The organism is Streptomyces sp. NPDC127098, from assembly GCF_042722465.1.
Lineage (GTDB): Bacteria > Actinomycetota > Actinomycetes > Streptomycetales > Streptomycetaceae > Streptomyces > Streptomyces millisiae.
In genome coordinates, this window is record NZ_JBHXFJ010000124.1 from 1 (window position 1) to 7,927 (window position 7,927).

A 7,927-nucleotide genomic window follows, 5' to 3' on the forward strand; every position below is an offset into this window, starting at 1 on the left:
CGCCCGGCCCTGGCCGGGCGGGCGTCCGCGCGCTGCGTGGGGCCCTGCGGGGCGCGCTCCGCGCGGTGTGCGGCGTGACGGCCGGGCCCGTGGCGCTTCGCGCGCAACCGCGCTGTCGCGCGGGGTCAGCCGCCGGGGTGGCGCGGGCCGCGGCGGCACCCCGCGCGACGCCCGGCCTGACAGCCGGGCCCGTAGCGCTGCGCGCCGGGTTTCCCCCGCCCACCCACCCCTACTCGCGCTCCGCGCGCGGCCGCTGCCGCGCAACGCCCCGCCCGGAGGGCGGGTGGGTGAGCGCGGCACGGCCGCAGGCACACACAGCCGCAGGCCCGGGCACCAGGCGCGCGGAGCGCACCGGTGGCCCGGGCCTGCGGGCCGGCGACCAACGCCAAGCGCGTAGCGGCGTGTCAGCGCCAGGTGGCCGCCGGCAGGACGCGGTTGTCGTAGTCGAAGAGGGCCTGGTTCTCCCAGGCGTTGCCGGAGTTCGGGTCGTAGGGGTCCCATCCGTTGCCGGGGACGGCGGTCCAGGCCGGTTCCCAGTAGAAGACGCCGAGGCCCCGGTTGTTCGGGACGCGGGAGACCACCGTGGTGATCGACCGCATCCACTGCAGCTGGCCCTCGGGGATGGCGGGGAGGCCGGCCACCGGTTCCCGCGCGGTGATGATCTGCGGGTGGCTGTCCTTGCTGTCGGTGCGGAACGGGTAGGCGGTCTCGGCGACCAGCACGTCCTTCCCGTAGCGCGCCGAGACGTCGTTCAGGTTGAACTGGAGGTCGTCCAGCGTGCCGTGCCAGTAGCCGTAGAAGGACAGCGCGATGACGTCGAACGAGACGCCCTGGGCCAGCGCGTTGTCGAACCACCAGACGGTGCCCGAGTTGTTGCCGCCCTCGGCCAGGTGGAGCGCGACCTGGATGCCGGGGGAGGCGGCGCGGGCCGCCCGGACGCCCGCGGTCAGCAGGCGGCCGAGTTGCGGCCAGTTGGTGTAGCGGCCGTCGGGCCACAGCATGCCGCTGTTGATCTCGTTGCCGATCTGCGCCATCGCCGCCGGGGTGCCCTGCGCGCGCAGCCCGTCAAGGATGTCGTAGGTGTGGTTGTAGACGGCCTGTTCGAGCGCGCTGGAGGAAAGGTTCTGCCAGGCGGCGGGCTTGGTCTGCTGGCCGGGGTCGGCCCAGGAGTCGGAGTAGTGGAAGTCGATGAGGGTGCGCATGCCGAGGGCCTGGGCGCGCCTGGCCATCGCGAGGATCTGCGGCTTGCCGTGGTAGCCGTCGGGCGAGTTCACCCAGACCTTGAGCCGGACGTAGTTGGCGCCGCCCTCCTGGAGGATGCGGACGGGGTCGCCCGCGGTGCCGTTCGCGTAGCGGAAGACGGCGCCGCGGGCCTCGCCCTTGGGGACGGAGGACAGGTCGACGCCCTGGATCCGCACCGGCGCGGCCTGGGCCGCGCCGGTGGTGAGGGCGACTGACGCGACGGGCGCGGCGATGGCGGCCGTGCCGGCCCGGAGGATGGTTCGTCTGCGCATCATGGGTCCCTTCCATGAGTGCCTTCAGTGGGTGATGTGCACCACCCGCACGGTCCCGGCGGGGACGGCGAGGCGGCCGGCCACGCTTTCCCCGGTGAGCAGTTCGGTGCCGTGCGCCGCCAGGTCGACCTTGGCCTCGGTGGCGGTGTGGTTGATGGCGAAGACGTACTCGCCGCCGTCGCCGCGGCGTCGCACCAGTTCGACGTCGCGCGGGAGTTCGTCGCGGGGCGCGATGCCGGCGTCCGCGGTGGCGGCGGCCAGTACGGCGTCGATCCCGTCCCGGCCGAGGCGGGAGGAGACGTACCAGGCGGTGCCGGAGCCGAGGGCGTGCCGGGTGACGGCGGGGCCGCCGGCGGCCGGTCCGTCCGCGTAGCGCCAGACGGGCTCGGCGCCCCTGGTGACGAGGGTCTCGGCCCAGACGTCCCCGGCCAGGTCGGGCCGCTCGGTGCCGTCGGCCGAGGTCAGGCCCACCCACTCGCCGGCCCGCAGCGGCTGGAACTCCTCGACGGTCAGGCCGAGTACGTCGCGCAGCGCGCCGGGGTGCGGTCCTGGGTGGACGGCGTCGTGCTCGTCGACGATGCCGGAGAAGTAGGAGACGAGCAGCGTGCCGCCGCCCTCGACGTAGCGGCGGAGGTTGGCGCCGGCGGCGGCGGTGGCGAGGTAGAGGGCGGGGACGACGGCCAGCGGGTGGCCGGTCAACTCGCCTTCGGGATGGACGAAGTCGACGGTGAGGTGCCGGTCGTAGAGCGACGCGTAGTAGCTCTCGGCGCGCTCCCTGGTGTCGAGGTCCTCGCTGGGCCGCCACTCGAGACGCTGCGCCCACCAGGACTCCCAGTCCCAGACCACGGCGACGTCCCCGACCGTGCGACTGCCCTTCAGGGGCGTCAACGCGCCGATGCCCGCGCCGAGTTGGACGACCTCGCGCCAGATGCGGCTGTCGGTGCCGGCGTGCGGGACCATCGCGGAGTGGAACTTCTCGGCGCCGAAGCGGGAGGCGCGCCACTGGAAGAACATGGCGCCCTCGGAGCCGCGGGCCACGTGGCCCAGGCTGTTGCGGGCCATCTCGCCGGGGCGCTTGGCGATGCCGCGGGTCTGCCAGTTGACGGCGCTGGTGGAGTGTTCGAGCAGGAGCCAGGGGCGGCCGCCGGCGACGGAGCGGGTGAGGTCGGCGGCCATGGCGAGGTTGATGTGGTTGCGGTCGTCCTCGGCCACCAGGTAGTGGTCGTTGGTGACGATGTCGACCTCGCGGCCCCACTTCCAGTAGTCGATGGTGTCGCACTGGGTGGGCGAGACCATGAAGTTGGTGGTGACGGGGACGCCGGGCGAGAGCTCGTGGAGGATGTCGCGCTCGCGGACGAAGTTGGCCAGGGCGCTGTCGCTGGCGAAGCGGGCGAAGTCGAGGCGCATGGCGGGGTTGGCGACGGTGGGGGTGAGCCTGGGCGTCTTGATCTCCTCCCAGTCCCCGTAGGCCTGACCCCAGAAGGCGGTGCCCCAGGCGGCGTTGAGGGCGTCGAGGTGGGAGTAGCGGTCACGCAGCCAGCGGCGGAAGTCGGCGGCCGAGGTGTCGCAGTAGCACTCGAGGACCGGCACGCCGTACTCGTTGTGCACGTGCCACATCCGCACGGCGGGGTGGCGGCCGTAGCGCTCGCCGAGCGCGGTGGCGACGCGGGCGGCGGCCTGCTGGTAGGCGGGCGAGCTGTGGCAGATGGCGCCGCGTGAGCCGAAGGCCCAGCGCACGCCCTCGCGGCTGACGGGCAGGGCCTCGGGGTGGGCGCGGTAGAACCAGGCGGGCGGCACCACGGTGGGGGTGGCGAGGTCGACGGCGATGCCGGCGTCGTGCAGCAGGCCGATGATCCGGTCGAGCCAGTCGAAGTCGTACTCGCCGGGGGCGGGTTCGAGCTTGGCCCAGGAGAAGATCCCGAGGCTGACGAGGGTCACGCCGGCCTCGCGCATGAGCGCGACGTCCTCGGCCCAGACCTCTTCCGGCCACTGCTCCGGGTTGTAGTCTCCGCCGAACGCGAGTCGGTCCATGGCACTCTCCTTGGGCCCCCTTATGGGCCACGATCTGGGAACGTACACAGTCTCTGCCGGACTGCATATCCCCAACATAACCGCACAGCAACAACCATTGACAAGTGTGCAATTGGTTTCTCTACTGTGAACGCTCACAGCCGAGCTTTCACCACACGGAGGACGCGATGAAGCTCCACCGCACCCTTGTGACCTGCCTCGCGACCACGCTCTCCGCCGCGGCCCTCGCCGGCTGCGGTGGCTCAGACGACGGCGACTCCTCGGGGTCCGGGCCGGTCGACCTCAGCTACTGGGCCTGGGCGCCCGGGATGGAGGCCGTCGTGGACCTCTGGAACGAGGCAAACCCCGACATCCAGGTCACCGTCAGGGAGCAGGCCGCCGGCGACGACCTGGTCACCAGGACGATCACCGCCGCCCAGGCCGGCGAGGCGCCCGACCTGGTGCAGGCCGAGTACCAGGCGATCCCCACCCTGGTCAGCAACGACGTGCTCGCCGACATCTCGGGCGAGCTCGGGGACGAGGTGGCCGAGGCGTTCGCGCCGGGCGTCTGGCAGCAGGTCACCCTCGGCGGTGAGGCGGTCTACGCCGTCCCGCAGGACTCCGGGCCGATGATGTTCTACTACCGGCAGGACCTGTTCGAGGAGTTCGGCCTCGAGGTCCCGACCACCTGGGACGAGTTCGCCGACACCGCCCGCGCCCTCCGCGAGGCCGACCCGAACCGCTACCTGACCACCTTCTCGGCCAACGACGCCGGCCTCTTCGCCGGCCTCGCCCAGCAGGCCGGCGCCCGGTGGTGGACCACCGAGGGCGACACCTGGCGGGTGGCCATCGACGACGAGGCCACCCGGCGGGTCGCGGACTTCTGGGGTGGGTTGGTCGCCGAGGACCTCGTCAGCAACGAGCCGATGTACACGCCCGCGTGGAACCAGGCGCTCAACGACGGCTCCCAGATCGCCTGGGTCAGCGCCGTCTGGGCGCCCGGCACCCTCACCACCGCCGCCCCCGACACCGAGGGGCTTTGGGCCATGGCCCCGCTCCCCCAGTGGAACGCGGGCGACAACGCCACCGGCAGCTGGGGCGGTTCGACCACCGCCGTGACCAACGACACCGAGCACCGGGCGGCCGCCGTCGAGTTCGCCACCTGGCTCAACACCGACCCCGAGGCCCTGGCCGCGCTGGTCACCGAGGGCGGCGTCTACCCGGCCGCCACCGCCGCCCAGACCGGCGACGCGCTCGCCGAGCCGCCGGCCTACTTCGCCAACCAGCCCGACTTCTACGCGCTGGCCGCCGAGATAGCCGCCGGCACCGCGCCCGCCGCCTGGGGTCCCAACGTCAATGTCGCCTACGCCACCTTCAACGACGCCTTCGGGCAGGCCGCAGAGAGCCGGGGCGACTTCGCCGCCGCGCTGACCGCCATGCAGCGGGCCACCGTCGACGACATGGAGTCCCACGGTTTCCAGGTGGCTCGGTGAGCAGGACCCGCCGCCAGGCGTACGGGGCGCGGCGGCGCGCCCCGTACGCCTTCCTCGCCCCCGCCGCCGTGCTCTTCCTGCTCTTCTTCGCGCTGCCCATCGGCTACGCGATCTGGCTCAGCCTGCACCGGATCGAGGTCCAGGGCCTCGGCCTGGGCAGCGGCGCCCGCTCCGAGGTATGGGCCGGCCTCTCCAACTACGCGGACGCGCTGGGTGATTCGGAGCTGCTGGCCAGCGCGGGGCGGGTGCTCGGCTACGGCCTGATCGTGATCCCGGTGATGCTGGGCCTGGCCCTGCTCTTCGCGCTGCTGCTGGACGCCGAGCGGGTACGCGGCCGCCGCTTCGGCCGGCTGGTGATCTTCCTGCCCTACGCCGTGCCCGGCGTGATCGCCGGCATGTTGTGGGGCTTTCTCTACCTGCCGTCGGTCAGCCCGTTGCACTACCTGCTCGACCGGTTCGGCCTGCCGGCCCCCGACCTGCTCGCCGGCGGTCCGCTCTACGTGGCGATGGCCAACATCGCGGTCTGGGGCGGCACCGGCTTCAACATGATCGTGATCTACACCTCGCTGCGCGCCATCCCCGCCGAGGTCTACGAGGCGGCCCGGCTCGACGGCTGCTCGCAGGCGCAGATCGCGCTGCGGATCAAGATCCCGATGGTGGCGCCCGCGCTGGTGCTCACCTTCTTCTTCTCGGTCATCGCCACCCTCCAGGTGTTCAACGAGCCGACCACCCTCAGGCCGCTCACCAACAGCATCCCGACCACCTGGAGTCCGATGATGAAGGTCTACCAGGACGCGTTCCGCGGCGGCGACATCCACGCGGCCGCCGCCACCGCCGTGGTCATCGCGGTGATCACCCTGGCGCTGTCCTTCGGCTTCCTGCGGGCGGCCAACTCCCGTAACCGCCAGGAGGAGGCCGGCCGATGACCCGCCGGATCGCACTGCTGCCCACCGCCGCGCTGCTGCTCGGCGCCCTCTACTGCCTGCTGCCCGTGGCCTGGGTGCTGGTCGCCGCGACCAAGGCCGGCGACGAGCTGTTCTCCACCTTCACCTTCGCGCCCGGCACCGGGCTGCTGGAGAACATCGCGGACCTGAACGACTACCGGGACGGCGTCTACTGGCAGTGGATGGCGAACTCGGGCCTGTACGCGGGCGTCGGCGCCCTGCTGTCCTGCGCGGTCTCCGCGCTGGCCGGCTACGGCCTCGCCGTCTACCGCTTCCGCGGCCGGGAGGCCGTCTTCTCGGTGCTGCTCGCCGGCGTGCTGATGCCGCCGGTGATCCTCGCCGTTCCGCAGTACCTGATGCTGGCCGAGGTGGAACTCACCGACAGCTACCCCTCGGTGCTGCTGCCGTTGGTCCTCTCCCCCTACGGCATCTACCTGGCCCGGATCTACGCCACCGCGGCCGTGCCCGCCGACCTGCTGGAGGCCGCCAGGATGGATGGCTCCGGCGAGTGGCGGATCTTCCGCACCATCGCGCTGCCGATGATGCTGCCGGGCCTGGTGACGATCTTCCTCTTCCAGTTCGTCGCGATCTGGAACAACTTCCTCCTGCCGTACGTGATGTTGAGCGACGACGAGAAGTTCCCGATCACCCTCGGCCTGTTCACGCTGCTCAACCAGGGCTCGAACTCCCCCGCCCTCTACACCCTGGTGATCACCGGCTCGCTGCTGGCGATCGTCCCGCTGATCGCGCTGTTCCTGGTGATCCAGCGGTTCTGGAGTCTGGACCTGCTGTCGGGCGCCGTAAAGTCGTGACATGCGCGTGAAACCGGGAGAGCGACGCCGGCGGCCGACGATCCACGACGTGGCGCGGGTCGCCGGCGTCTCCCGGGGCACCGTCTCGCGGGTGCTCAACGGCGGCCACCACGTCAGCCCGGCCGCGGCCGAGGCGGTCAACGCGGCCATCCGCAAGACCGGTTACGTCGTCAACCGGCACGCCCGCTCGTTGATCACCGGCCGCACGGGCTCGGCCGCCTTCCTGCTCACCGAGCCGCAGGAGAAGTTCTTCGAGGACCCCAACTTCAACGTGCTGCTGCGGGGTTGCACCGAGGCGCTGGCCGCGCACGACATACCGCTGCTGCTGATGTTGGCCGGCACGGTCGAGGAGCAGCGCCGGATCGTGCGCTACGTCGGCTCGGGCCACGTGGACGGGGTGCTGCTGATCTCCAGCCGGGCCGGCAGTCCGGTGGCCGAGCAGCTGGTGAAGGCCGGCGTGCCCGTGGTGATCTGCGGCACCCCGCAGCTCACCGGGATCAGGCTCGCGCACGTGGCGGCGGACGACCGGGACGGGGCCCGCACCATGGTCCGGCACCTGCTGTCGGTCGGCCGCCGGCGGGTCGGGATCGTGACGGGGCCGCTGGACACCCCGGGCGGCGTGGAGCGGCTGGCGGGCTACCGCGAGGTGTTGGCCGAGGCGGGGCTGCGGTACGAGCCGGAGTTGGTCGCCACCGGCGACTACAGCCGGGACAGCGGCGCGCGGGCCGCCGAGGAGCTGTTGGCCCGACGCCCGGACCTGGACGCGCTGTTCGTCGCCTCCGACCTGATGGCCCAGGGCGCGCTGGCCGCGCTGGGCGACGCCGGGCGGCGGGTCCCGGACGATGTGGCGGTCGGCGGCTTCGACGACTCGGTGGCGGCCGTCGCCGCGCGCCCGGCGTTGACCACCATCCGCCAGCCGTGGGACCGGATCAGCGCGGAGATGGTCCGGCTGTTGCTGGCGCAGATCGAGGGCCAGGACACCTCGGCCGTGATCCTGCCCACGGAGCTGGTGCGCCGCGAGTCGGCCTGAACGGCGTGCGGGTGCTGTAGCCGAACTGATTCAATCGCAAGGTTGACCGGTTTCCGACCGTCGCTAGATTAAGCGCCGTGCCAGCGCCTCTGAACGCCGAAGACCCCACCGCCATCGCCGGATA

At 72.2% G+C, this 7,927-nt stretch carries 6 protein-coding genes; 4 read left to right on the forward strand and 2 right to left on the reverse strand.

What is annotated here, in order from left to right; all coding sequences use genetic code 11:
* Positions 1-404: 404 nt before the first annotated feature.
* Both ACFWI8_RS35760 and ACFWI8_RS35765 read right to left on the reverse strand, forming a co-directional pair.
* Positions 405-1,517 (reverse strand): arabinogalactan endo-beta-1,4-galactanase, encoded by a 1,113-nt coding sequence (locus ACFWI8_RS35760; RefSeq protein WP_387100289.1) that lies wholly within the window; start codon positions 1,515-1,517, stop codon positions 405-407.
* Positions 1,518-1,538: 21 nt separating this feature from the next.
* The gene (locus ACFWI8_RS35765; protein WP_387100291.1) at positions 1,539-3,545 is read right to left on the reverse strand and encodes a beta-galactosidase; all 2,007 of its coding nucleotides are present in this window, start codon (positions 3,543-3,545) and stop codon (positions 1,539-1,541) included.
* A 167-nt stretch (positions 3,546-3,712) separates the two neighbouring features.
* Here ACFWI8_RS35765 and ACFWI8_RS35770 point away from each other — a divergent pair, with 167 nt between their 5' ends.
* From ACFWI8_RS35770 to ACFWI8_RS35785, 4 genes are read left to right on the forward strand one after another with little or no spacing between them, the layout of a single operon-like run.
* Complete coding sequence (locus tag ACFWI8_RS35770; RefSeq protein WP_387100296.1) at positions 3,713-5,017, forward strand: extracellular solute-binding protein; 1,305 nt, start codon at positions 3,713-3,715, stop codon at positions 5,015-5,017.
* Positions 5,014-5,943, forward strand: coding sequence for a carbohydrate ABC transporter permease (locus ACFWI8_RS35775; RefSeq protein WP_387100299.1), 930 nt, complete (start codon positions 5,014-5,016; stop codon positions 5,941-5,943). Before ACFWI8_RS35770 ends, ACFWI8_RS35775 begins: the two co-directional genes overlap by 4 nt.
* Positions 5,940-6,773, forward strand: coding sequence for a carbohydrate ABC transporter permease (locus ACFWI8_RS35780; protein ID WP_387100301.1), 834 nt, complete (start codon positions 5,940-5,942; stop codon positions 6,771-6,773). Before ACFWI8_RS35775 ends, ACFWI8_RS35780 begins: the two co-directional genes overlap by 4 nt.
* Before the next feature lies 1 nt (position 6,774).
* The gene (locus tag ACFWI8_RS35785) at positions 6,775-7,803 is read left to right on the forward strand and encodes a LacI family DNA-binding transcriptional regulator (protein WP_387100303.1); all 1,029 of its coding nucleotides are present in this window, start codon (positions 6,775-6,777) and stop codon (positions 7,801-7,803) included.
* Positions 7,804-7,927 lie beyond the last annotated feature (124 nt).